Genomic DNA, 21760 nt, shown 5'->3' on the forward strand with positions numbered 1-21760 from the left:
GATCTGCAAACGCCATTGCGAGACAGAATCGACGATGGTTGCGAGTTTCGTCGCGCGGGCGACTTTGCCGTCGCGCTTGCCTTCTGTGGCTACTTGATTGTTGCCGCGGTCGGTTTGCCACTGTTTGAGGATGGCTCGTTCTATTTCTTCACGATTGTGACCGAGCAGGCGGCAGTTGTACCGAACCTCCGTGTCTCCGCTGTCTTGCCCCAGTTGCCTGCGGTGATGGCGTTCTCGCTTGGTGCGGATCTGGCGTTGGGTCGCTTCCTCTTCTCAGCCGCCTACATGGCGATTCCGCTAGGAACTTTAGGGAGCTGCTGGCTGCTGCTCCGGAATCGGGCGCCGGCATTGCTGCTGCTGGTGCTGCCGTCATTCTTGGCCATGCAGCTTAATTTCTCTGGCGTCTCGGAGCTGCTGAATGGACTCTATCTGACCTGCCCCGTGCTGCTGGCGATGCTGCTCTTGCCGCAGCGTCGTTGGGTCATGGCCTTGGCTATCGCTTGGGGTCCGCTGTTGCTCCTGCTCCATCCGTTGACCTTCATCTTCTGCTTTGGTCTAGGACTGGTCGCTTGGCTGTTGTCCTGGGTGCCTTCGGAGCCGATCGCGTCTAAACAGCGCGTCGTTTGGTATCGAATCGGGCTTTGGCTGGTTGCCAACGGTCTGGTGCGGGTCGCTTGGACGACCTTTGGTCTCAACGACTATGAGCGCGGACGGCTTAACCCCTCGAGCGCGCTGGGCTACCTGTTTGGCGAAACCACTGCCCAGCATCTGCTGATCGTGATGCTGGTCTGCGTGACGCTGCTTTGCTTTTGGGTGCTGCATCGTTGCCAGCGCTCATCCTTGGCTTCTCGAGCGCTGATGCTGCTCCTGTGGCTGGTGTTGCTGATCTCTGCTTGGGTCAGCGCAGAATTTCTTCTCGGCGAAGGCATCGTCCTCAAGTCAGCCATGACACTAGGCGTGGGCTTGCTGGGCATGGCGGCGGTGACCTGGCTCGTCCTGCGGTGGGAGGCGGTGCCAAGTCTGCACAGCGAATCGGGGTGCAGCCTGCAGCAGGAAGCTGGGCAAAGTCTGCAGTGGGAAGCGGAGCGAGGCATGCAGACGGAAGCAGGGCTAAGCCTAGCCTGCAGCAAGTTGCCATCCACCGCTCTGCGCATACTCGGTGTGGCATTGTTGATGCTGCTGATGGCAAAGTCATCCGCCTGGTGGACGGGGGTGCGTGGTCTGCAGGACATCGTGGCTAGCAGCGAGGCTGCCTGCATTCATGTTGGTGACAATGAGCCATACAGTCTGCAGTGGCCCTGGATGGTGATTACGGATTCCTGGCCGACACCCTTTACAGCGCTAGTGACACGGCCCTTTGTCCCGACTGCAGAGGAGGGCCAGCCCCAGCCCATCGCGGTGATGCTGAAGCACGATGGCTGCGAGCAGTGGCATGCGACTGGGATGCTGCACCTACCCGTTGGGGTATCGCTGCCATTCGAGCGCATGGATGCCGCTTTTGGACCACTGCGGCGCCCAGAGCCCTTGGCGCAGTGAGACTCTTGTCATACCGTCACCACCGCCGACCCGGCGCTGCGCGGTTGGGCATCATCAACAGATGCTCGCTTTTGCGATCCCGGTCTACCGATGTCTATTTGTGTGTCTGAGGCGGCAAATGTTTTCGAGTCGGCCGTGCTTCTCGTTATGGTGTTTGAGCGTCGAGCTCCTGCTGCTCGTTGCCTGTCTGGCGGTGCCTATGCAGCTGCTGGCTGAATCCCCAGTCGAGTCGACAGCTGACTCGGCGGTCCATGTACTGACGGGGCCTTCGGCGGAGCCTCAACCTGATTCCGAAGCTGGGCTTGAACCCAAAGTTGGGCTTGAAGCTGAGTCCGGTCCTTTGGTTACAAGGTCGGTTGATTCTGCACCAAACCTAAACCTCACAGTTGGCTCGAAGAAGTTCACGGAATCAGTGATCTTGGGGGACGCGCTGACTTTGCTGCTGGCCGATGCCGGCTTTGAGGTTAAGCACCAGGCTGCCTTGGGTGGCACCCGTATCCTTTGGGGCTCGCTGCTCGCTGGTGAGATCGATGTCTATCCCGAGTACAGCGGCACCCTGCTGCGGGAGATTCTGGCCGATCAGGGGCTAGATGGATTGGATGCGTTGCGCACCGAGCTGGCAGGACGCGGGGTCGAGATGTCGGCGCCACTTGGTTTCGAGAATACCTATGCGGTGGCGGTGACGGCGCAGACCGCTGAGCGGCTCGGTCTGCAGGCCATCTCCGATCTCCGCGCGCATCCCGAGCTGCGCTTCGGCTTCAGCAACGAGTTCCTCGACCGCGGCGATGGCTGGCCCGGTTTGAAGCGCCGCTACCGCTTGCCGCAGACGCGGGTGCAGGGGCTAGATCATGATCTCGCCTATCGCGGTATCGCCAGTGGTCGCATCGACGCCACCGTGGTCTACACCACCGATGCCGAGATCGAACGCTATGGATTGGTGCAGCTGGCCGACGATCTCGGCTATTTCGATGACTATCAGGCGCTGCTGCTCTATCGCAGCGATCTGGCGCAGCGCCTGCCGGATGCGGTGGCGTTGTTGCAGCGGTTTGAAGGTGCGATCAGCGAGCCGGTGATGGCTGGACTGAACGGGATGGTCAAGCTCGATGGCGCGAGCGAGCAGGAAGCGGCGGCGCGGCTGCTGGCTGATCGGTTCGGGGTGGAGGTCGCGGTTGAGCGCAAGGGGCTGTGGCAGCGGCTGCTCGAGCGCACGCTGCAGCACCTGGGCCTGGTGAGTGTGTCGTTGACGGCGGCGATCCTGGTCGCGGTACCGCTCGGCATCGTTGCCGCGCGTCGCCCGCGTCTGGGTCAGCTACTGCTCGGGCTGACCGGTGTGCTGCAGACGATCCCCTCGCTGGCGCTGTTCGTGTTCCTGATCCCACTGCTCGGCATCGGCTGGCTGCCGAGCGTCGCCGCGCTCTTCATCTATAGCCTGCTACCGATCGTGCGCAATACGCACGCCGGGCTGATCGATATTCCGCGTCCGATCCGCGAATCGGCCGATGTGATCGGGCTGACGCCAAATGCACGTCTGCGCCTGGTCGAGCTGCCGCTGGCGGCGCGCTCGATCCTCGCTGGGATCAAGACCTCGGCGGTGCTGAATGTTGGTACCGCGACCCTGGCCGCGCTGATCGGTGCTGGTGGCTATGGGCAGCCGATCCTGACCGGTATCCGTCTCGATGACACGGGGCTGATCATGCAGGGTGCGGTGCCGGCCGCGTTGCTCGCCTTGGCCTTTCAGGGGCTGTTCGAGCTGGGTGAGCGTTGGGTGGTGCCGCGTGGGCTCAGATTGCGACCGGTGGCATCGTAGCAGCAGGTTGCCGTCCGGATGCCGCTAAGGCAATAACCACTCTAACACCCGAATCAACCCCACTACGGTCCCAACCGCACCGACCACCCAGAGCGTCTGACGGTGGATCGCCATGCGCAGGCTGGCCTCGGTCGCCTTGATCTCGATACGGGCCTCCTGCACCTGCAGCTCAACCTGCTTGATCTCTTTGCTCAGGCGCAGCTCCAGCTCCTTGATCTCCCTGCGAACGCCCTCGATCTCCTTCTGCAGGCGCAGCTCAAGATCCTTGATCTCTTTACGAACGCCCTCGATCTCCTTCTGCAGGCGCAGATCAAGATCCTTGATCTCTTTGCGAACAATCTCGATCTCCTTACGAACGCCCTCGATCTCCCTCTGCAAGCGCAGCTCCATATCCTTATTCTCGCCGCGTACGATCTCGATTTCCTTGCGAACGGTTTCGATTTCCTTCTGCAGACGTAGCTCCGTCTCACGCAGGTCGTGACGCCGCGGAATCTCGTCGGCAGTCGGCCAGCGCTCTTCGAGCTGACCAATGGCCTCAGCCAGCAGCCGGATGCGCGTTTGATCATCAACCGCCTCGGCGAGCTGCTCGTAGAGCTTGACGGCAACACCCATTTTCTGTGGACTCTGGTTCGATCTGTGCCAATAGAGTGGTGCTTGTTTGACCCATTGTCTAGTCGCGGCTTAGGATCTGGCTTCTGCAGCTGGCGGCGCGCGTGCACGTTGGGCGCTGTCGACTGCATTGCTCGTCTCCGCCGTTTAGAGGCTGTTCAAGGGCTGTTCGGGCTGAGATCGCAGCCCACTGTATGATAGATCGCCTACACCTCAGTTAAACGGTCAGGTTTATGGCGATTCCCAAGTTCTTCGGACGTCCGACCGTCCGCCGACCCTTCCACCTCCTGCTGATCAAACCCTCGCATTACGATGACGATGGCTATGTGATCCAGTGGTGGCGATCGTCGATCCCGTCGAACAGCCTGGCGGCGGTCTATGGCAATGCGCTGGACGCGGCCGAGCGCCGGGTGCTTGGCGAGGATGTTGAGATCGAGGTGACGGTGCTCGACGAGACCAACACCCGGATCGATACGGCAGGCTTGATCCGACACATGCGGCGCGGCATCGATCGTGATGGCAGAGGCGATCGCGGTGGCAGTGGCGGTGGCGGAGGCAGAGGCGGTGGTGCCCTAGTCGGGCTGGTCGGGGTGCAATCGAATCAGTATCCGCGTGCGCTCGACCTGGCACGACGTTTCAAGGCGGCTGGCCTGCCGGTGGTGATCGGCGGTTTTCATGTCAGCGGTTGTCTGTCGATGCTCGAGCAGCGGCCGAGCGAGCTACAAGATGCCCTGGATGACGGCATCAGCCTCTTCGCCGGCGAGCTGGAAGGGCGTTTGGATCGGCTGCTGTTGGATGCCGCGGCTGGCCAGCTCGAGCCCATCTACAATTATCTCAGCGAGCTGCCGGATCTAACCGGCGCGCCGACTCCCTATTTGCCGGCGGCGCGGATCAAGCGCACCATGGGCAAGCGCGCGAGCTTCGACGCCGGGCGCGGCTGCCCGTTCCTGTGCAGCTTCTGCACCATCATCAATGTCCAGGGGCGCAAGTCGCGCCATCGCAGCGCCGATGATGTCGAGGCGCTGATCCGCGCCAATGCCGCCGATGGCACGCGCAATTTCTTCATCACCGACGATAATTTCGCGCGCAATCGTAACTGGGAGGCGATCTTCGATCGCATCATCGCGCTCCGTGAGTCAGGCGTGCAGATCCATCTGGTGATCCAGGCCGATACCCAAACCCATCGGATCAAGGGCTTCATCGACAAGGCGGCCGCGGCTGGGGTCAACCGGGTGTTCATCGGCCTGGAGAGCATCAACCCGGCGTCGCTCAAAGGGGCGCAGAAGGGACAGAACAAGATCGGCGATTACCGCGCCATGCTCCAGGCCTGGCATGCGGTTGGGGTGCTGACCTATGCCGGGTACATCCTCGGCTTCCCGGACGATACGCCGGAGAGCATCCGTCGCGATATCCAGATCATCCAGCGCGAGCTGCCGATCGACATCATGGAGTTCTTCATCCTGACGCCCTTGCCGGGGTCGAAGGATCATCAGCAGCTGGTCCGGCAGGGCGTCGAGCTGGAATCGGATATGAACCAGTACGATACTCAGCACGTCACCATGGCGCATCCGCGCATGACGCGCGCCGACTGGGAGGCGATCTATCGCGAGGTCTGGGACCTCTACTACAGCGATGAGCATGTCGCCACGGTGCTACGCCGCTGCCGGGTCTGGGGCTATGACCCGAAGAACATGCTGGCCAAGCTGTTCGCCTTCCATGCGCCGATCGTGCATGAGCGCATGCATCCGCTCGAGGGTGGGCTGATTCGGCGCAAGGTGCGGCGCGATCGCCGCCCCGGTCTGCCGATCGAGCATCCGCTGCTGTTCTATCCGAAGTTCGCGTGGGACTTTGTGATCAAGTACGGTGGCGCCTATCGGATGCATCGTCACTATCGGCGCATCTTAGAACGTGTCATGGCGGAACCCGATCCGCTGGCCTATACCGATACCGCGATGCAGCCGGTCAGTGTCGATGAGCGGCAACGCCTGGAGATGTTCGCGAACGTCAATGCGGCTTAGCGAGTGCCTCGGGATTGATCACCCGCACCGCCTCATCGCCCATGCCCATCACCAGGATGCCGGCAGAGGTTGCGCGGTTGATTCAGGTGTTTTTTCAGGTGTTTTTGGCCGTGGCGCTGATCCACCATTGGACCGACCAGGGTGCGAGATGGCTCTTTTGAATCGGTACGCGAGCAGTTGACCCAGAGGTTTCTGAGGCCGTTGTCGGCTCAGTCCCTGGCCGATGGTCGAGGATCAGGCTGGATCGGCAGGGTGGCTTGATCTCGCGGGGCATCTCGACTGGCTCGCCGTTGAGATTGGCGATGAGTCGAAGCTGGTGGTGATCGCTCGTGCTCCATTGCACTGAAAGGCGACCGCGACCAAAGACAAGGGCATCGCCGCCCTGTTCGATCAGCGGGATCAGCGGCGCGATCTGGGCTCGGCGCAGGGCGAGGAGTCGGCGGCAGAGGGAGAAGCGTCGTTGTTGCGACAAGGCAGCGGAGTCTGTGTCGGGGTGGACCGCTTGGCCGGGATGATCGCGCCAGCGCCAGTCGAGCCGAGAGCGGGTGAAGGTCTCGGGATCGTTGGGGTCCGGGATCGATGCGCGGCTGGCGGGGTCGGTGAATCCATAGCTGCGGGCGAACTCACGGCGCCGACCCTCGCGCACCGCCTCGGCGAGGTCGGGGCCGAAATCGCAGAAGAACAGGAATGGACTCTCGGCGTCGAATTCCTCGCCCATGAAGAGCAATGGAGGGGAAGGTGCGAGCAGCATGAGGGCGAAGGCGGCGTCTAGGGCTTCGGTCGGGATCAACTGATGCAGGCGCTCGCCGAAGGCGCGGTTGCCGGCCTGATCATGGTTCTGCAAGAAATTGACCATCGCCGCCGGCGGAAGATGCCGGCTCGGTGTACCGCGGCGATGGCCATCGCGAAACGCGGATGGCTCGCCCTGATAGGCGAAGCCTTGAGTGAGTGCGCGGGCGATAAGCTGAGTGGTCCTGTCCTCGAAACGAGCGTTTGACTCTAAGACTGAGCATGGGGCTGTAGCTGTCGCTTGGCCTGGTGCTGGGCCTGAGCTAGGATCTACGCTCGAGCTGGAGTTCAACAGGGAAACGGAAAAGGGGGGCCGAATCGAACAAGAGCCAGAGCCAGAGCGGGAGGCTGAGCCAGAGCGGGAGCCAGAGCCAGAGCGGGAGGCTGAGCCATGGCTGCAGCTAGGCTGAAGGGTGGAGCTAGAGCCGGGGCTCGAGCCTGCGTCCGAGACGAAGTCCTGATAAGGACCATCGGTCTCGCCGGTCAACAGATGGTGCAGCGCATGGTGGAGGTCATCGTTCCATTGGGCGGTGAAGTGGCGTGGTTGCCCCTTTGTGGTGCGTTCATAACGCCGGGCGTCGTTGTGATCGTTTTCCAGGACCAGATGGATCTGCCGCGCGCGACCGGGGCCAGCCTGTACGCGCTGGGCAAGCTCATCGAGCAGGTCGGGGTCGCTGGTATCGATGATCCGGTCGACGGCATCGAGCCGCAGGCCATCGAAGCGATATTCCTCGAGCCAGTAGAGGGCGTTCTGGATGAAGAATTCGCGCACCCAATGCGCCTGCGGGCCATCGAGATCGATTGCCGCTCCCCAAGGCGTGTGGCGGTCTGGATGGAAGAAGGCCGGGGCATAGCAGTGCAGATAGTTGCCTTCGGGGCCGAAATGGTTATAGACCACATCGAGCAGCACCATCAGGCCGTGCTGATGGGCGGCGCGGATCAGCCGCTTCAGATCCTCGGGTTGCCGATAGCAAGCATCGGGCGCGTAGAGCAGGGCGCCGTCATAGCCCCAGTTGCGCTGGCCCGGGAAGTCCGCTAGCGGCATCAGCTCGATGGCGGTGACGCCGAGCTCGAGCAGATGATCGAATCGGGACTCGATGCTGGCATAGTCGCCGCCGGCGCTGAAGGTGCCGACATGCAGCTCATAGATCACCGCCTCATGCCAAGGCCGGCCGCGCCAGGCAGACTCGGCTGCACCCCAGTCGAAGGCGAGTGGGTCGATGATCTGGCTTGGGCCATGGACATCATCGGGCTGGAAGCGCGAGACCGGGTCGGGCACGGCTAATCCGGCATCGATTCGATAATGGTAGCGGTCGCCGGCACGGGCTTCGGTCAGCTCGAGATGGTGCCAACCGGCTTCCGAGCGGTGCATTCGGAGCGACTGCGCTGCCTGCCCAGGGACAGTGGCGGCGGTCCAGAGTAGCTCGACATGCTGAGCGGTTGGTGCCCAGAGTCGAAAGTTGACACCACCGTTGGCGGTGATCTCGGTGCCGAAGGGCATTCTGTGTTGAAATCCAGTAGGCATCGTTGTGGTGTGCGTGGCTGTTAACGTGAATCTCACCCGATTGATTGTCCGGGGTGGCGCCGAGTCATGAACGTTAGGGCGTTAGGAGCCGAGAAGCGAGTGCTGAATGCTGATGCCACGTCGCGACATTGTCGAATGATTCGGTAACGTGATGTGCCGGGAGTCGCCCGATAGAAACGCAGTTGAACGGCCTGCCTCCAATGGGGAGGTCGACGCTGCTATGAAATCCCAGCCATTCCCGACTTTTGCATGGTCTGCGCGTCGGCCAATGGCCGTCTACCGGACTCCTGCTCGCCGGAACGATCTCTGCCGGCATTGGTCAGACTGCCTTTTGCCAAATCCGTCGTGATGCCCATGGATCTTGTGTCTTCTGATTCTGCTACCGATGGTCGGTCAACGCAGGTGCTGGCTGTGGGGCGGGTGCTGCGGATTGCTGTTATCGGCGCCGGTCTCTCGGGACTGGCGGCGGCGCGCATGCTGGCCGATCAGCATCATCAGGTTAGCCTGTTCGAGAAGTCGCGTGGCTGTGGTGGTCGTGCAGCGACGCGGCGTGCTGCGCATCCGAGCCGACAGTCGAGCCGACAGTCGAGCGGACAACCACTCAGCTTCGATCATGGTGCCCAGTATTTTACGGCCCGCGATCCTGGCTTTCAGCGACGCGTGCAGAGCTGGGCCCAGCGTGGATTAGTTGCGCCCTGGGACGGTCGCATCGGTGCCTTTGATGGCGCTCAGTTTACGCCCGCGGGGCAGGAGACAACACGCTGGGTCGGTGTCCCGGGGATGAGTGCGCTCGGCCGGGAGCTGGCCAAGGGCCTGAGCCTCCGGCTGGAGACGCGGGTGATGCCGCCACGCTGGTGCCGAGGCCGTTGGCAGCTCAGCGATGAGGCGGGGACCGATCTGGGTCGCTTCGATCGCGTGGTGGTGAGCGCGCCGGCTCCGCAAAGTGCTGAGCTACTGATGGATGCACCCCGGCTTGCGGCACAGGCGGCCTGTGTCGACTACACGCCCTGCTGGACCCTGATGCTCGGCTTTGATGCACTGGTGCCGCTGGCCTTCGATGGCATCTTTGTCAATCAGACGCAGGGGCCGTTGCGCTGGGTTGCGCGCGACAGCAGCAAGCCGGGTCGATTGGGGCGGTCTGGGGTTGCGACTGGGGATGAGGGCGGCGGCGAGCCGGATTGTTGGGTGCTGCATGCCGAGCCGGGCTGGACGCGCAAGCATCTGAATGATCCGCCCGAGCAGGTGCAGGCCGCCATGCTCGAGGCCTTTGAGGCCCTGGTCGAGCTGGCCGGCGGATCACTGCCGAGGATCAACTGGCGCCAGTCGCACAGCTGGCTCTACTCACTGGTCAAGACGCCGCTGGAGGAAGGCTGCCTCTGGGACCCAGCGCTTGGGATTGGTGCCTGTGGCGACTGGTGCAACGGCGCCCGCATCGAAGGCGCCTGGCTCAGTGGTGAGGCCCTGGCTGGACGGATCTTGGCCGCCGTGGCGTCAGCATAGGTGGCAGATTAGCCAATATCGGGTCAAATCCGGCGTGAATTTAGACAACGCGCGACAATTTGATCAGCGGCCTCTTCAGCCGACAGCGCCATGGTGTCGATATGCAGCTCTGGATGCTCCGGCGGCTCATAGGGACTATCAACGCCGGTCAGGTTCTTCAACTCACCAGCGCGGGCACGCTCATAGAGCCGTTCCGGATCGCGTGCCTCGGCCACCGATAGCGGCGTATCGATGAAGACCTCGATGAACTCGCCGTCGGGCATCAGTTGGCGCACCTGCTCGCGCTCGCTGCGGAATGGCGAAATAAAGGCGCAGATGACGATGAGGCCGGCGTCGGTCATCAGCCGGGCGACGGCGCCGACGCGGCGGATGTTCTCGACCCGATCCGCCTTGGTGAAGCCAAGATCCTGACTCAGGCCGTGGCGGACGTTGCGACCGTCGAGCAGGAAGGTATGGCGGCCGAGCGCGTGTAGCTTCTTTTCGACCAGGTTGGCGATGGTCGATTTGCCCGCCGCCGGTAGGCCGGTGAGCCAGATCAATCTCGGTTGTTGCTGCTTCATCGCGGCGTGGGCGGCGCGGTCCACCTCGATATGTTGCCAGGGCAGGTTGTGGCTGCGGCGCAGCGCGAAGTGGATCATCCCGGCGCCGATGGTGGCATTGGTGAAGCGGTCGATGAGGATGAAACCGCCCAGATCCGGGGTCTGCTCGTAGGCCTCGAACGGGATCGCGCGATCGGTGGCGATGTTGCAGACGCCGATGCCGTTCAACTCCAGGGTCTTGCCCGGCTCGTGGGCGAGGCTGTTGATGTTGATCTGGTACTTCTGGCTGGTGACGGTCGCGGTGAGCAGGTTGGTGCCGATCTTCATCAGGTAGGCGCGGCCGGGCAGCATCGGCTCCTCGGCCATCCAGACCAGGGTAACCTCGAACTGATCGGCGACCTCGACCGGATGCTCGGCGACGATGACTTGGCCGCGCGAGCAGTCGATCTCGTCGTTGAGCGTCAGCGTCACCGATTGTCCGGCGTGCGCGGCCTCGAGATCGCCATCGAGGGTAACGATGCGTGCGATGGTCGAGCCCTGCGCGCCGGGCTGGACTTTGACGGCGTCGCCGGGGCGCACCCTGCCGCTGACGATCTGGCCGGAGAAACCGCGGAAATCCAGGTTCGGCCGATTGACCCATTGCACCGGCATTCGGAACGGCTGCGCCGCGCTGGCCTGCTCGTCGAGTTCGACCGTCTCCAGATGATGGAGAAGGGTTGGCCCCTGATACCAAGGCGTCGCCTCGCTCAGGGCAATGATGTTGTCGCCCATCAGGCCCGAGACTGGGACCGCGACGAAGTCCTCGATGCCAATCTGTTGGGCGAAGGCGCGATAGTCGGCGACGATACGATCGAACACCGCCTGCTCATAGCCGACCAAGTCCATCTTGTTGATCGCCAGTAAGACATGCCGGATGCCGACCAGCTTGGCCAGAAAGCTATGGCGACGGGTCTGGGTCAGTATCCCTTTGCGGGCATCGATCAGGATCACCGCCAGCTGGGCGGTGGAGGCGCCGGTGACCATATTGCGCGTGTACTGCTCATGGCCCGGGGTATCGGCGACGATGAATTTGCGCACCTCGGTGGCGAAGAAGCGATAGGCGACATCGATGGTGATGCCTTGCTCGCGCTCGGCGGCGAGGCCGTCGACCAGAAGCGCGAAATCGATCGCCTCGCCCTGGGTGCCGACGCGCTTGGAGTCGGCTTCGAGCGAGGCGAGCTGATCCTCGAAGATCATCTTGCTGTCGTAGAGCAGACGGCCGATCAGGGTCGATTTGCCGTCATCGACGCTGCCGCAGGTGATGAAGCGCAGCATCGTCTTGTGCTGATGCTGCTCCAGGTAGGCGTCGATGTCTTCGGCGATCAGCGCCTCGGTGCGGTAGACGGGGTCGGTTGCTGCGCTCATCAGAAGTACCCCTCTTGCTTCTTTTTTTCCATGCTGGCGGACTGGTCATGGTCGATGGCGCGGCCCTGGCGCTCGGAGGTGGTGGTGAGCAGCATCTCTTGGATGACCTCGGGCAGGGTCTGGGCGCGGCTCTCGACGGCGCCGGTGAGCGGATAGCAGCCGAGGGTGCGGAAACGAATCCAGCGCTCCTCGACCTGTTCGCCGTCACGAAACCGGAAGCGCTCGTCGTCGATCATCAGTAATAGCCCTTCGCGCTCGACGGTTGGGCGCGGCGCGCTGAAGTAGAGTGGGACGATCTCGATGCCCTCGACATGGATGTATTGCCAGATATCGAGCTCGGTCCAGTTCGACATCGGGAACACACGGATGCTCTCGCCTTTGTTTTTACGCGTGTTGTAGAGCTGCCAGAGCTCGGGGCGCTGGTTCTTCGGGTCCCAACGGTGGTTGGCGGAACGGAACGAGAAGATGCGCTCCTTGGCGCGGCTTTTCTCCTCGTCGCGGCGGGCGCCGCCGAAGGCCGCATCGAAGCCGTGTTGGTCGAGTGCCTGCTTGAGTCCCTCAGTCTTCCACATGTCCGTATGCAGACTGCCGTGGTCGAACGGGTTGATGCCGCGCGCCTTGGCCTCTGGGTTCTGATGCACCAGCAATTCCATGCCGGCCTCGCGCGCGGCGCGCTCGCGCAGTGCGTACATGGACTGAAACTTCCAGGTCGTGTCCACGTGCAATAGCGCAAACGGCGGCGACGACGGATAGAAGGCCTTGCGCGCAACGTGCAGCATGGCTGCGGAATCCTTGCCGACCGAGTAGAGCATCACCGGCTTCTCGGCCTCGGCGGCGACCTCGCGCATGATGTGGATGCTCTCCGCCTCGAGGCGCTCGAGGTGGGTTAAAGCTTTCATTGGCAATGCTGCTCCAATGCTGGGATGGATCTGGAAGTTTATCGATCTCAGGGGTTCCGACGCTGCGCTATCGTCAGTCGTCGGCGAAGCCATGGGTGGTCTTTTCGTCCGCCTGCTGTGTTGCGCCTTTCAGGGTTTGTGCGAATTCGTGATTTCTTCTAGGTCGGCTTAGTTGTCGCCCATGAGTTTTCAAGTGATGCCGACGTCGGTTACCGTGAAACAGCCGCTTCATCCTCCGGGGTAGCAACGTGCCATGTGAACCTTAGGGCGTTTCCAGCCATCCCGCTAAGAGGGGTCACGATGACTCGGACGAGACTTCGAGCATCACCTCGTTGCGGCGCAGTGGACCCGGTGTGAAGGGATCGTTGTAGTAGGCATAGATCGGCTCACCGCGCGGCTTGAGCCCGCGTTCGGCCATCCATGCCTCGAGCCGTGCTTGCTGCTCGGCGATAGCCTGATCATTGGTTCTGCCGCTGAAGCGAACGGCCGCGAGCTGTCGTGCGGGGATTTGGTCTAATCGAACCTGCTCGTTGCCGGGTGGTGGCAGATCCTCCAACCCATACTCGGCCGGCATGATGAACTGGACGCTCCAGTTGCCGTCGTCCGCTGGGGTCTGGGTCACCGGTGCCGTCATCGCGATTTTCTCGTCGGTACCGAGCGCGCGCTGCTGCACCGGCGCGGTCATCGCGATGCGCTCGCCGCCACGCTCCTTGGCGAAGATGTAGCGGGCGAGCGGGCCGAAGCCGCTGCTGAGACTTTGCTGGCGGCTGCCACTGCCGCTGACCTCGGCGACGACGAGCGGCGGGTAGTCGCGCAGCTCGAAATCGCCATCTTGGACGACAACCTGATAGTCGGGCTGCTCGACGTTTTGGATCACGTAGACGAAAACCAGCATGGCGATGATGCCGGCGACGAGCGCGATGCCGAGCAGGATGATAAAGAGTTTCATGTTAGAGGTTCGTTTTAAGGTGTCTGCCTAAGGTGTCACGGGTCGAGCTTTTTTTGAGGATCGCCTTTGCGCTAGGCGGTCTTGGGGGTATCAGCATCGTTGCGACTCGGGGTCAGCCAGCCGCCGACCAGCAGCAGTACCAAGCCGGCGAGGGAGATCCAGTACCAGCCCTTCAGCCCCATGGGGCCAAACTGATAGACCGAGCCGGCACTCAGCATCACGCCGTCGCCGAAAGGCAGGATCCAGCTCACCCCATATTGCACATGGCCGGGCGGTGCCTGGATCAGTTCGGCGAAGGACTTGGCCTCGGGTGCTGAGTCCGCTGCATTGATCTCTAGCCGCCAGAGGCCGTCATCACTGCCAATCCAAAGCCGCTCCGCCTGGTTGGGCTTGGCGGGCTCCAAGTAGAGTGAAAGCATGCGGCTGTTCTCGAGGCCAACCTTGAGCCGTTGCCAAGGCTGCATTGGCGCCTGCTGCCAGAACAGACCCTTGTCACTGCCGGCGATGAGCCGACCACCGTCGGTCATGACGAAGCTAAAGACGTTGAGGCCAGCGGGCAGACCCTCGCGGTTGGGCTGCCAATTCAGCGGGTCTGCGGCCCTGGCACTGTAGACACCCTCCCCGACGGTGCCGATGTGGAGCCAGAGCTCATCGCCTAGTTGCTGGGTTTCGAGCCGATAGAGACTGGTGCCTTCAAGCGCCTCTAGCCATTGGCCGTCGCCCTGCACGTAGAGTCCCTTGCCGGTTGCGACCAGGAGCCGATCACTGGCCAAGATCTCGTCTCGCACAGGCGCCGGCAACTCTGGCATGCCGTCTGGGGCATTGTAGAGGCCGCCGCTGGTGCCAATCGGCCCCTTGGATGCATCACCGGAGAGGTCCGCCGAGAGTGCGGTGACTGGATGGCCACCCAGGTCGACATTGACAGGTGCCCAGCGATCCTTGGCGTAACGCCAGAGTTCGCCCTCCTGGGTTCCTGCCAGGATGGAGCCGTCATCGGCGCGTCCAAGATCGGTGATATGGCCGCTATTCGGGGGGGTATTGCGGACCAGCCGCTCACCGCCCGGGATCAGTGGTCCAGCGATCAATAGGATGAGTCCCAGCGCGGCGATGCCGATGGCGACAGGGCGACTGGCTTTCATGATGGCTCCTTGTGTGCAATGGATTTGAGCGTGTTGTGTGAACTGACATGCCTGCGCCTCATACCCCGTTTGATGGCTGGGCTGGGATCTCAGGCCTGCTGTGTGAGCAAGTAACGATGAGCTGGCCGCCAAGCAAGTCGGAAACCAGGACCGGCGCCTCTGGTATCATCGCCGCCCTTGGTATGTTGCAACAGACTCGAGAGCAGCGCGATGACCGTTCGTACCCGATTTGCCCCATCTCCGACCGGCTACCTGCATGTGGGCGGCGCCCGCACAGCGCTGTTCAGCTATCTATTTGCACGCCGGCATGGCGGGCAATTCGTGCTCAGGATCGAGGATACCGATCTTGAGCGCTCCACGGTGGAGTCGGTCAACGCGATCATGGAGGGGATGACCTGGCTTGGTCTCGATTACGACGAAGGGCCATTCTTCCAGACCGAACGCTTCGAGCGCTACCAAAGTATCATCGACGATCTGCTTGACAAGGGGCTGGCCTACCGCTGCGACTGCCCAAAGGAGCGTCTGGAGCGTCTGCGTGACACCCAGATGGCCGCAAAGGTGAAGCCGCGCTACGACGGCCATTGCCGTGGACGCCAGATCGATCCAGAGCAGCCGCATGTGGTGCGCTTCAAAAATCCGGTTGACGGCGCGGTCATTGTCGATGACCTGATCCGCGGTCGGGTGCCCTTTGCCAACAGCGAGCTCGACGATCTGATCATCCGCCGCAGCGATGGCTCACCGACCTATAACCTGACCGTGGTCGTCGATGATGCCGAGATGGAGATCAGCCACGTCATCCGCGGCGATGACCATCTGAACAACACCCCTCGCCAGATTAATATCCTCAGGGCGCTTGGGCATGAGCCACCCAAATATGCGCATGTGCCGATGATCTTGGGATCGGACGGCAAGCGGTTGTCGAAGCGCCACGGCGCGGTCAGCGTAGTAGCCTATCGGGATCAGGGTTACCTGCCCGAGGCACTGCTGAACTATCTGATTCGTTTAGGCTGGTCGCATGGTGATCAGGAGGTCTTCACGCTGGAGGAGATGATCTCGCTGTTTGATATCGCAGATGTTAACACCGCCCCTTCCGCATTTAACGTCGATAAGCTCGACTGGCTCAACCAGCATTACATTCAGCACGCGGACCCGAAGCGTATCGCCCGTCTCCTGAGTCCGCACATGGGCGAGATCGGGATCGATCCCGCTGAGGGGCCAGACTTGGTGACGGTGGTTGAGGCTCAGGCGGCGCGCGCCAAGACACTGACAGAGCTGGCGCGAATCAGCGCCTTTTGTTACCAGGATTTCGACGAATACGACGAGTCCGCCGCGAAGAAGCACCTCCGGCCGGCAGCTCGGCCCGCGCTCGAACGGTTGCGCGCAGAGTTGGACATGCTATCGCTCGAGGATTGGGAGCCGGAGACCTTGCACCCTGTGATCGAGCGGGTTTCTGAAGCGCTTGAGCTGAATATGGGTAAGGTTGCCCAACCGCTGCGTGTCGCTATCGTCGGTCGAGCCGCCTCGCCCGGCATTGATGTCACCCTGCAGCTGGTGGGCAAGCCAGCCACTTTGCGTCGCATCGACCGCGCCTTGGCGTTTATTGATGCACGTGCCGCAAACGGTTGATCAGCGATGAGTGACCTCTGTTAAAGGCATTGCTTGAGGCCACTGCGAAGCCGCCCCTCTATCTGCGCTCGGTGCAGAGCGAGGGGCGGGTTTGCGGAACATGGCAGGCGTCGGTGTCAGAGGCATGGCCCGAACCGATGCCTGCATCGGCTGCTCAGGCTCCCCACTGCCTGACGGTGCCGGTGTCTAGATGCACGAAGTTGGAGCGGGAGTAGAAACCGACGCCGCCTTTGGCCAGTCTGAGTGCAGCATCGCGGATGCTGCGTGTCGGCATATCACTGAGGCGGATATCGATGGCCTTACCGCTCATGTGTAAGCTGCGCTTTGCGACCCCTCTTGAGGTTCTACTGAGCATCGCATTGGTCTTTGGAGAACGGTAGCCGCTGACGATCTCGAAGACGGCGTCCTCATGGCCCAGCGACTGCTTGATATCGAAGAGTAGGTCGAACAGCTGCGGGTCGATCGTGGCGACGTCACCGGTACGGAAGTCGCGCAGGAACTGGTTGAGTCGGGCGAGTGCGCTGCGCTGATAGTGATCGCCCTTGCGATAGGTCAGTGTCAGGTGTTCGTCGGTATGGAGATGATGTAAGGACAGGACGCGAGGTCTGTCGTGGGGACGGCGGGCAAAAGCAGGCGCTGAGGCTACGGCTAACGCCGCGCCAAGGAAGATTCGTCGGTTCACTCAGGTTTCCCCCTAAAGAAAACGATCATGTTGTTGTGCGGTTTGAGTATAGGCATGGGCCGGATAAATGCAATAGTCAATAGGTGATTGGTTGACGGCTCCTGGGCAGGCTCTAAACTACATCAACGAAAATGGTTAAGCGTCCGTTTGAACTGGGGAAATCCGATGCGTGCTCGAATGACCCAATTCGCTGACTCGAACGGTTTTTTTCACTTTTGGGAGAGGTTGCCGACGAGGGTAGGTGGGCGGTCAAAGGTCACCGAGCGGGCGCCGAGTCCAGTTGGCACAGTCTGCAGGGGTCGTGTTGAGCGGTGGCGCTCGGCTCTGGGGCTGGTCGCGGCCAGTCTGGTCACGGTACTGGCGCCTGCGACCGCCGGTGCGGATGTCTTCAAGTACGTTGATCAGCAGGGCAACGTCTACTTCTCCGATGAGCCCTTGACGCGTGCTGGTCTCAAGCTCGAGTGGAAGCGCACCGCGACGCGGCTTGCGGCCCAAAACCGGGAGCAGTCGGAATCGATCCAGCGTCAGCAGCGGGAGGTGAAAGCCCGACTTGAGGCGCGCTCAAAGGCAGAGGTTGCCGCTGCCGCGCTGTATCAGCAGCGGCCAGCGAAGCCGGTGAGTGGATCGATGTGGGTGCGACGGACGCGCTATCAGCCGCTCATCGAAAGCGCAGCACGGCGCCATGGGCTGGTGCCGGAGCTCTTGCATGCGGTGATCCGCACGGAGTCCGCTTACAAGTCCAACGCACTCTCGCACGCGGGGGCTTGCGGGCTGATGCAATTGATGCCGGGAACAGCAAAGCGTTTTCGGGTCTCCGACATCTGGGACCCTGCTCAGAACATCGAAGGCGGCGCGACCTATCTGCGCTTCCTGCTGGATCTGTTCGATAACGATCTCCGCCTTGCCCTGGCTGGCTACAATGCCGGTGAGGGCGCGGTTAAACGCTATGGAAATCAGATCCCACCGTTCCCGGAGACGCAAAACTACGTGCGCAAGGTGCTGCAGTTCCTGTTGGCTGAAGAGGCGCATCGGCAATCCTGAGGCAACAGCAGCGGCAGTCAGGTGTTGGCTTCGCCGCTGCCCAGCGTCGACTTCCCGATGGTCGCCCCAGTCCCGATGATCGCCCAATGCGGTCTTCGAGTCGGGAATAGGGTGGCTCTTTTCTTAGTCCTCGCCAATGACGCGATTGTCCTTGGGTCGAGAGAGCAGTTTCTCGGCCTCCGGCTGATTCCTAGCGAAGATCATCCGATAGTCGGCATCGTCGCCTTCGGTGCGCTCCGCGCGCAGGTTGCGGACTGTGGCGCGGGCGTCCTGATAGCGCTCCTGAGTCTCGAGATGAGTCAAGAGCATGTTGGGTGTGATCTTGTAGACGAAGTACGGCATCCTGAAGATTCCATCTTGGCTGATGGGGCCGCAACGGGGCGGCGCGTGCAGCTCGGGTTGGTAACAAGTCGGTTTTCAGTTGCAGTCCATGTGGGGACGGCCTCTCGGTGATCTAGTCACCTTAGCGCAAATTCTTTTTGTAGCTCGGGATCTTGGCATTCCGCGCCTTGGAGAAGTTGGCGAACTCCATGGTCACGCTTGCCAACTGTACGCCGCTGAAATCGGTGTCAGTGACGATGGCGCCGCGGAGAATGGCGCCGCCGAGCACGGCGTTGACCAGGTCGACTCCGCTGAGGTTGGCGTTGCGAAAATTGGCGTCTTGTGCCGAGACATTGCGCATTCGAGCGCCAGTCAGGTTTGCGCCTTCCAGATTCGCGAGGCTGAGCACCGTGAAGCCATGGGCTTCGCTGCTGCTCAGGTTAGCCTGTTCGAGATTGGCCTTGACGAGATTGGCATCGTTGAGATGACTATCCCGCAGATCGGCTAAGGTCAGGTTGGCTTCGCGCAGGTTGGCCTGGATGAACAGCGCGCGAATCGCATTCACTTGACTCAGATCGCTATGGCAAAAATCGGTGCCACGCATATCGGCGCCAGTCAAACGCGCTCTTTGTAGCTTGGCAAAACGGATCTCGGCCTTGCGCAGGTCGGCGCCTTCTAAGTTGGCTTCGCTCAGGTCGGCGCCAGAGAGCACGGTGACTTGCGCCGGCCGTTCCGTTCCGGCGCGGACCCTAGCGAGATTCGCGGCGCTGAGGTTGGCGTTGTTCAGGTGGGCGCTGAGCAGATTGGCTCCGGTCAAATTAGCGCCCTGCAGATTGGCCCCGACCAGGTCGCTGAACTCGAGATTGGCATCGGTCAGGTCCACCCCCTGAAGATCGGCACCATTCAAACGCATATCGCGCAGGTCGGCCCCGACCAGTGAATCGCCATCGATCCTGGCCAATACTTCACCGCTTTCTCTGTGCTTGATCTCGACCATGCTGTCCTCCAGTGGTTGGCGTCAGCGCTGGCTTTTGCTTTTGGTGGGATTCCCAGCGCATTCCGCTATGCTATCCACCCCGCGCGTCCTTTGCACCAGAAACAAACATGCAGCCGCTCTGCACCTGAGGAGGAGACGATGAAGCTCGAGACACTCGCCATCCATGCCGGCTTTGAGCCGGACCCCACCACCAAGGCAGTGGCGACACCGATCTACCAGACCACCAGCTACGCTTTCGACGATACCCAGCACGGCGCCGATCTGTTCGACCTCAAGGTGCCGGGCAACATCTACACGCGGATCATGAACCCGACCAGCGATGTGCTCGAGAAGCGCGTCGCAGCGATGGAAGGCGGAGTTGGGGCGCTGGCGTTGGCTTCGGGGATGGCGGCGGTGACCAACTCGATCTTTACCCTCGCGCAGGCCGGCGACAACATCATCGCCAGTTCCACCCTCTATGGCGGCACCTATAACCTGTTCGCGCACACGCTACCACGGCTCGGTATCGAGGTGCGGCTGGTCAAGCCGAATGACATCGAGACCATGGCGGCCAAGATTGATGCCAAGACCAAGGCGGTGTTTTGCGAATCGATTGGTAATCCTGCCGGCAATGTCGCGGATCTCAAGGCGATCGCGGACATGGCGCATGCGCAAGGCGTGCCGGTGATCTGCGACAACACGGTGCCGAGCCCTTATCTGTGCCGGCCGTTTGAGCACGGCGCCGACATCGTGGTGCACGCGCTGACCAAATACATGGGCGGCCACGGCACCACCATCGGCGGTGTGCTGGTCGACTCGGGCACCTTCCCCTGGGCTGAGCATGCCGAGCGCTTCCCGATGCTCAATGAGCCGGATGTCTCCTACCATGGCGTGGTCTATACCGAGGCGCTGGGGCCGGCGGCCTATATCGGTCGCGCGCGTGTGGTACCGCTGCGCAACATGGGCAGCGCCATCTCGCCCTTTAATAGCTTCCTGATCCTGCAGGGCATCGAGACCCTGCCGGTGCGCATGGATCGACATTGCGAGAACGCTCTGGCCGTGGCCGAGTTCCTGAAGAACCACGAGAAAGTGGAGTGGGTGCGCTATGCCGGCCTGCCCGAGAGCCCCGACTATCCGCTGGTGCAACAGTACATGGACGGCGCCAAGGCCAGCTCGATCCTCTCCTTCGGCATCCGTGCCGGCGCGGGCGGTGGCAAGGGAGATGGCCGCGCGGCCGGGGGGCGTTTCATCGACGCGCTCAAGCTCGCGGTGCGCTTGGTCAACATCGGCGATGCCAAGACCCTGGCCTGCCATCCGGCGACCACCACCCATCGCCAGCTCTCGCCAGAGGAACTGGCCCGCGCCGGTGTCAGCGAGGATCTGGTGCGGCTGTCCATTGGCATCGAGCACATCGATGACATCATCGCCGATTTGGATCAAGCGTTAGCGGTTTAGCCGCTGTCTAGGCAGGACCAGCGCTTGGCGGCTAGCGTCAAACCGCCAGCAGTTCTGGCGTGGCCATCATCAGCCCCACAGCGATTCCGTCGGACGGGTTGGTGGGTTGCTCACCGGAGCGAACTGACTGAAGAGGCTCGATGTGATGAAGATTCACTGTCTGATGCATGTGCCCTTCGAGGGGCCGGCCCAGATTGCCGATTGGGCCGAAAGTCGCGGTCACCCCATTGCGTTCAGCCATCTGTTCGCTGGGGATGAGTTGCCGGAGCTTGACGCCTTCGATCGCCTCGTCGTGATGGGCGGACCCATGGGCGTGGGGGACGAAGACCAGTATCCTTGGCTAAGCGCCGAGAAGGCGTTCATTCGGGCATCGATCGAGGCTGGGCGCTCGCTGGTTGGCGTTTGCTTGGGCGCGCAGCTGATCGCCGAAGCACTCGGAGCAGGGGTGAGTCGGAATTCGCATCAGGAGATCGGCTGGTTTCCAATCCGGCTCACCAGGGACGCGCAAGCACACCCGCTCTGCAAGGATCTCCCCGCAGAGCTGCTGGTGCTGCATTGGCATGGCGAGACCTTCGAGCTGCCGCCAGGCGCGCTGCATCTGGCCGAAAGCGAGGCTTGTGTGCAGCAGGGCTTTCTCGTCGAGGATCGCATCCTCGGCCTGCAGTTCCATCTGGAGATGACGCCGACGAGTCTGCGCACGCTTTGCAGCTATTGTGCCGATGAGCTGCTAGTCGCCCCCTTTGTGCAGACTGTGGAGCAAATGCTGGCGGTATCGCCGGTACGCTATGAGGAGACGGCACGGGTGCTGGAGAGACTGCTCGATCGGCTTGCGGACTGATCGGCGCCGGCCGCAAGGCCTGGCGTCTCGGCGAAGCGCAAGCGATCTGGGAAGCGCAGGCGATCTGGCGATTCGGTTGCCCTTTCCGCCCCAGACGATGCTGTCTG

Annotated in this window: 17 protein-coding genes; 8 read left to right on the plus strand and 9 right to left on the minus strand. The window is 62.0% G+C overall.

What is annotated here, in order from left to right:
- Window positions 1–15: 15 nt before the first annotated feature.
- Together VBE63_RS10775 and VBE63_RS10780 are read left to right on the plus strand one after the other, a co-directional pair.
- Complete coding sequence (locus tag VBE63_RS10775; protein WP_323683028.1) at window positions 16–1536, plus strand: hypothetical protein; 1521 nt, start codon at window positions 16–18, stop codon at window positions 1534–1536.
- Between the two features lie 199 nt (window positions 1537–1735).
- Window positions 1736–3343 (plus strand): glycine betaine ABC transporter substrate-binding protein, encoded by a 1608-nt coding sequence (locus VBE63_RS10780; protein ID WP_323683052.1) that lies wholly within the window; start codon window positions 1736–1738, stop codon window positions 3341–3343.
- A 24-nt stretch (window positions 3344–3367) separates the two neighbouring features.
- Here VBE63_RS10780 and VBE63_RS10785 read toward each other — a convergent pair whose 3' ends face one another.
- Window positions 3368–3955: a hypothetical protein gene (locus VBE63_RS10785; protein WP_323683029.1), complete on the minus strand. Its 588-nt coding sequence runs from the start codon at window positions 3953–3955 to the stop codon at window positions 3368–3370.
- A gap of 230 nt (window positions 3956–4185) precedes the next feature.
- On the opposite strand from VBE63_RS10785, the gene VBE63_RS10790 reads away from it, so the two are divergent.
- A complete protein-coding gene (locus VBE63_RS10790; protein ID WP_323683030.1) occupies window positions 4186–5970 on the plus strand; it encodes a radical SAM protein in 1785 nt (594 codons plus the stop codon).
- Between the two features lie 94 nt (window positions 5971–6064).
- On the opposite strand, the gene VBE63_RS10795 is transcribed toward VBE63_RS10790, so the two are convergent.
- Entirely contained in the window at window positions 6065–8260 is a 2196-nt protein-coding gene (locus tag VBE63_RS10795; RefSeq protein WP_323683031.1) for an alpha-amylase family glycosyl hydrolase, read from the minus strand.
- Between the two features lie 387 nt (window positions 8261–8647).
- Here VBE63_RS10795 and VBE63_RS10800 point away from each other — a divergent pair, with 387 nt between their 5' ends.
- A complete protein-coding gene (locus tag VBE63_RS10800; RefSeq protein WP_323683032.1) occupies window positions 8648–9784 on the plus strand; it encodes an NAD(P)/FAD-dependent oxidoreductase in 1137 nt (378 codons plus the stop codon).
- Between the two features lie 23 nt (window positions 9785–9807).
- On the opposite strand, the gene cysN is transcribed toward VBE63_RS10800, so the two are convergent.
- The 4 genes from cysN to VBE63_RS10820 all read right to left on the minus strand — a co-directional run bounded on the left by cysN (window position 9808) and on the right by VBE63_RS10820 (window position 14714).
- The gene (gene cysN, locus VBE63_RS10805) at window positions 9808–11727 is read right to left on the minus strand and encodes a sulfate adenylyltransferase subunit CysN (RefSeq protein ID WP_323683033.1); all 1920 of its coding nucleotides are present in this window, start codon (window positions 11725–11727) and stop codon (window positions 9808–9810) included.
- Window positions 11727–12626 carry a sulfate adenylyltransferase subunit CysD gene (gene cysD / locus VBE63_RS10810; RefSeq protein WP_323683034.1) on the minus strand — a complete coding sequence of 300 codons (900 nt, stop codon included), beginning with the start codon at window positions 12624–12626 and terminating at the stop codon, window positions 11727–11729. The genes cysN and cysD overlap by 1 nt, the downstream gene beginning before the upstream one ends.
- A 295-nt stretch (window positions 12627–12921) precedes the next feature.
- On the minus strand, window positions 12922–13575 hold the full coding sequence (locus tag VBE63_RS10815) for a heme-binding protein (protein ID WP_323683035.1): 654 nt from the start codon (window positions 13573–13575) through the stop codon (window positions 12922–12924).
- A 71-nt stretch (window positions 13576–13646) separates the two neighbouring features.
- Window positions 13647–14714, minus strand: coding sequence for an ABC transporter substrate-binding protein (locus tag VBE63_RS10820; protein ID WP_323683036.1), 1068 nt, complete (start codon window positions 14712–14714; stop codon window positions 13647–13649).
- Between the two features lie 210 nt (window positions 14715–14924).
- Here VBE63_RS10820 and gltX point away from each other — a divergent pair, with 210 nt between their 5' ends.
- Window positions 14925–16340 carry a glutamate--tRNA ligase gene (gene gltX / locus VBE63_RS10825; RefSeq protein WP_323683037.1) on the plus strand — a complete coding sequence of 472 codons (1416 nt, stop codon included), beginning with the start codon at window positions 14925–14927 and terminating at the stop codon, window positions 16338–16340.
- 154 nt (window positions 16341–16494) lie between these two features.
- Here gltX and VBE63_RS10830 read toward each other — a convergent pair whose 3' ends face one another.
- The gene (locus tag VBE63_RS10830; protein WP_323683038.1) at window positions 16495–17022 is read right to left on the minus strand and encodes a DUF882 domain-containing protein; all 528 of its coding nucleotides are present in this window, start codon (window positions 17020–17022) and stop codon (window positions 16495–16497) included.
- Window positions 17023–17247: 225 nt separating this feature from the next.
- Here VBE63_RS10830 and VBE63_RS10835 point away from each other — a divergent pair, with 225 nt between their 5' ends.
- The gene (locus VBE63_RS10835) at window positions 17248–18063 is read left to right on the plus strand and encodes a lytic transglycosylase domain-containing protein (RefSeq protein WP_323683039.1); all 816 of its coding nucleotides are present in this window, start codon (window positions 17248–17250) and stop codon (window positions 18061–18063) included.
- 123 nt (window positions 18064–18186) lie between these two features.
- Here VBE63_RS10835 and VBE63_RS10840 read toward each other — a convergent pair whose 3' ends face one another.
- A complete protein-coding gene (locus VBE63_RS10840; protein WP_323683040.1) occupies window positions 18187–18405 on the minus strand; it encodes a hypothetical protein in 219 nt (72 codons plus the stop codon).
- Window positions 18406–18526: 121 nt separating this feature from the next.
- A complete protein-coding gene (locus VBE63_RS10845) occupies window positions 18527–19381 on the minus strand; it encodes a pentapeptide repeat-containing protein (RefSeq protein ID WP_323683041.1) in 855 nt (284 codons plus the stop codon).
- 138 nt (window positions 19382–19519) lie between these two features.
- Here VBE63_RS10845 and VBE63_RS10850 point away from each other — a divergent pair, with 138 nt between their 5' ends.
- Together VBE63_RS10850 and VBE63_RS10855 are read left to right on the plus strand one after the other, a co-directional pair.
- The gene (locus tag VBE63_RS10850) at window positions 19520–20815 is read left to right on the plus strand and encodes an O-acetylhomoserine aminocarboxypropyltransferase/cysteine synthase family protein (protein ID WP_323683042.1); all 1296 of its coding nucleotides are present in this window, start codon (window positions 19520–19522) and stop codon (window positions 20813–20815) included.
- A 145-nt stretch (window positions 20816–20960) separates the two neighbouring features.
- On the plus strand, window positions 20961–21653 hold the full coding sequence (locus tag VBE63_RS10855) for a type 1 glutamine amidotransferase (protein WP_323683043.1): 693 nt from the start codon (window positions 20961–20963) through the stop codon (window positions 21651–21653).
- The last annotated feature ends 107 nt before the right edge of the window (window positions 21654–21760 follow it).

Origin of the sequence: Lamprobacter sp. (assembly GCF_034860625.1) — a bacterium.
GTDB lineage: Bacteria > Pseudomonadota > Gammaproteobacteria > Chromatiales > Chromatiaceae > Lamprobacter.

What these genes read in the sequence shown, in the direction of transcription:
- VBE63_RS10845 (WP_323683041.1), bottom strand. Translation starts at nt 19,381, where the DNA reads ATGGTCGAGATCAAGCACAGAGAAAGCGGTGAAGTATTGGCCAGGATC.
- VBE63_RS10815 (WP_323683035.1), bottom strand. Translation starts at nt 13,575, where the DNA reads ATGAAACTCTTTATCATCCTGCTCGGCATCGCGCTCGTCGCCGGCATC.
- VBE63_RS10855 (WP_323683043.1), top strand. Translation starts at nt 20,961, where the DNA reads ATGAAGATTCACTGTCTGATGCATGTGCCCTTCGAGGGGCCGGCCCAG.
- VBE63_RS10840 (WP_323683040.1), bottom strand. Translation starts at nt 18,405, where the DNA reads ATGCCGTACTTCGTCTACAAGATCACACCCAACATGCTCTTGACTCAT.
- VBE63_RS10780 (WP_323683052.1), top strand. Translation starts at nt 1,736, where the DNA reads ATGCAGCTGCTGGCTGAATCCCCAGTCGAGTCGACAGCTGACTCGGCG.
- cysN (WP_323683033.1), bottom strand. Translation starts at nt 11,727, where the DNA reads ATGAGCGCAGCAACCGACCCCGTCTACCGCACCGAGGCGCTGATCGCC.
- VBE63_RS10785 (WP_323683029.1), bottom strand. Translation starts at nt 3,955, where the DNA reads ATGGGTGTTGCCGTCAAGCTCTACGAGCAGCTCGCCGAGGCGGTTGAT.
- cysD (WP_323683034.1), bottom strand. Translation starts at nt 12,626, where the DNA reads ATGAAAGCTTTAACCCACCTCGAGCGCCTCGAGGCGGAGAGCATCCAC.
- VBE63_RS10795 (WP_323683031.1), bottom strand. Translation starts at nt 8,260, where the DNA reads ATGCCCTTCGGCACCGAGATCACCGCCAACGGTGGTGTCAACTTTCGA.
- VBE63_RS10850 (WP_323683042.1), top strand. Translation starts at nt 19,520, where the DNA reads ATGAAGCTCGAGACACTCGCCATCCATGCCGGCTTTGAGCCGGACCCC.
- VBE63_RS10820 (WP_323683036.1), bottom strand. Translation starts at nt 14,714, where the DNA reads ATGAAAGCCAGTCGCCCTGTCGCCATCGGCATCGCCGCGCTGGGACTC.
- VBE63_RS10790 (WP_323683030.1), top strand. Translation starts at nt 4,186, where the DNA reads ATGGCGATTCCCAAGTTCTTCGGACGTCCGACCGTCCGCCGACCCTTC.
- gltX (WP_323683037.1), top strand. Translation starts at nt 14,925, where the DNA reads ATGACCGTTCGTACCCGATTTGCCCCATCTCCGACCGGCTACCTGCAT.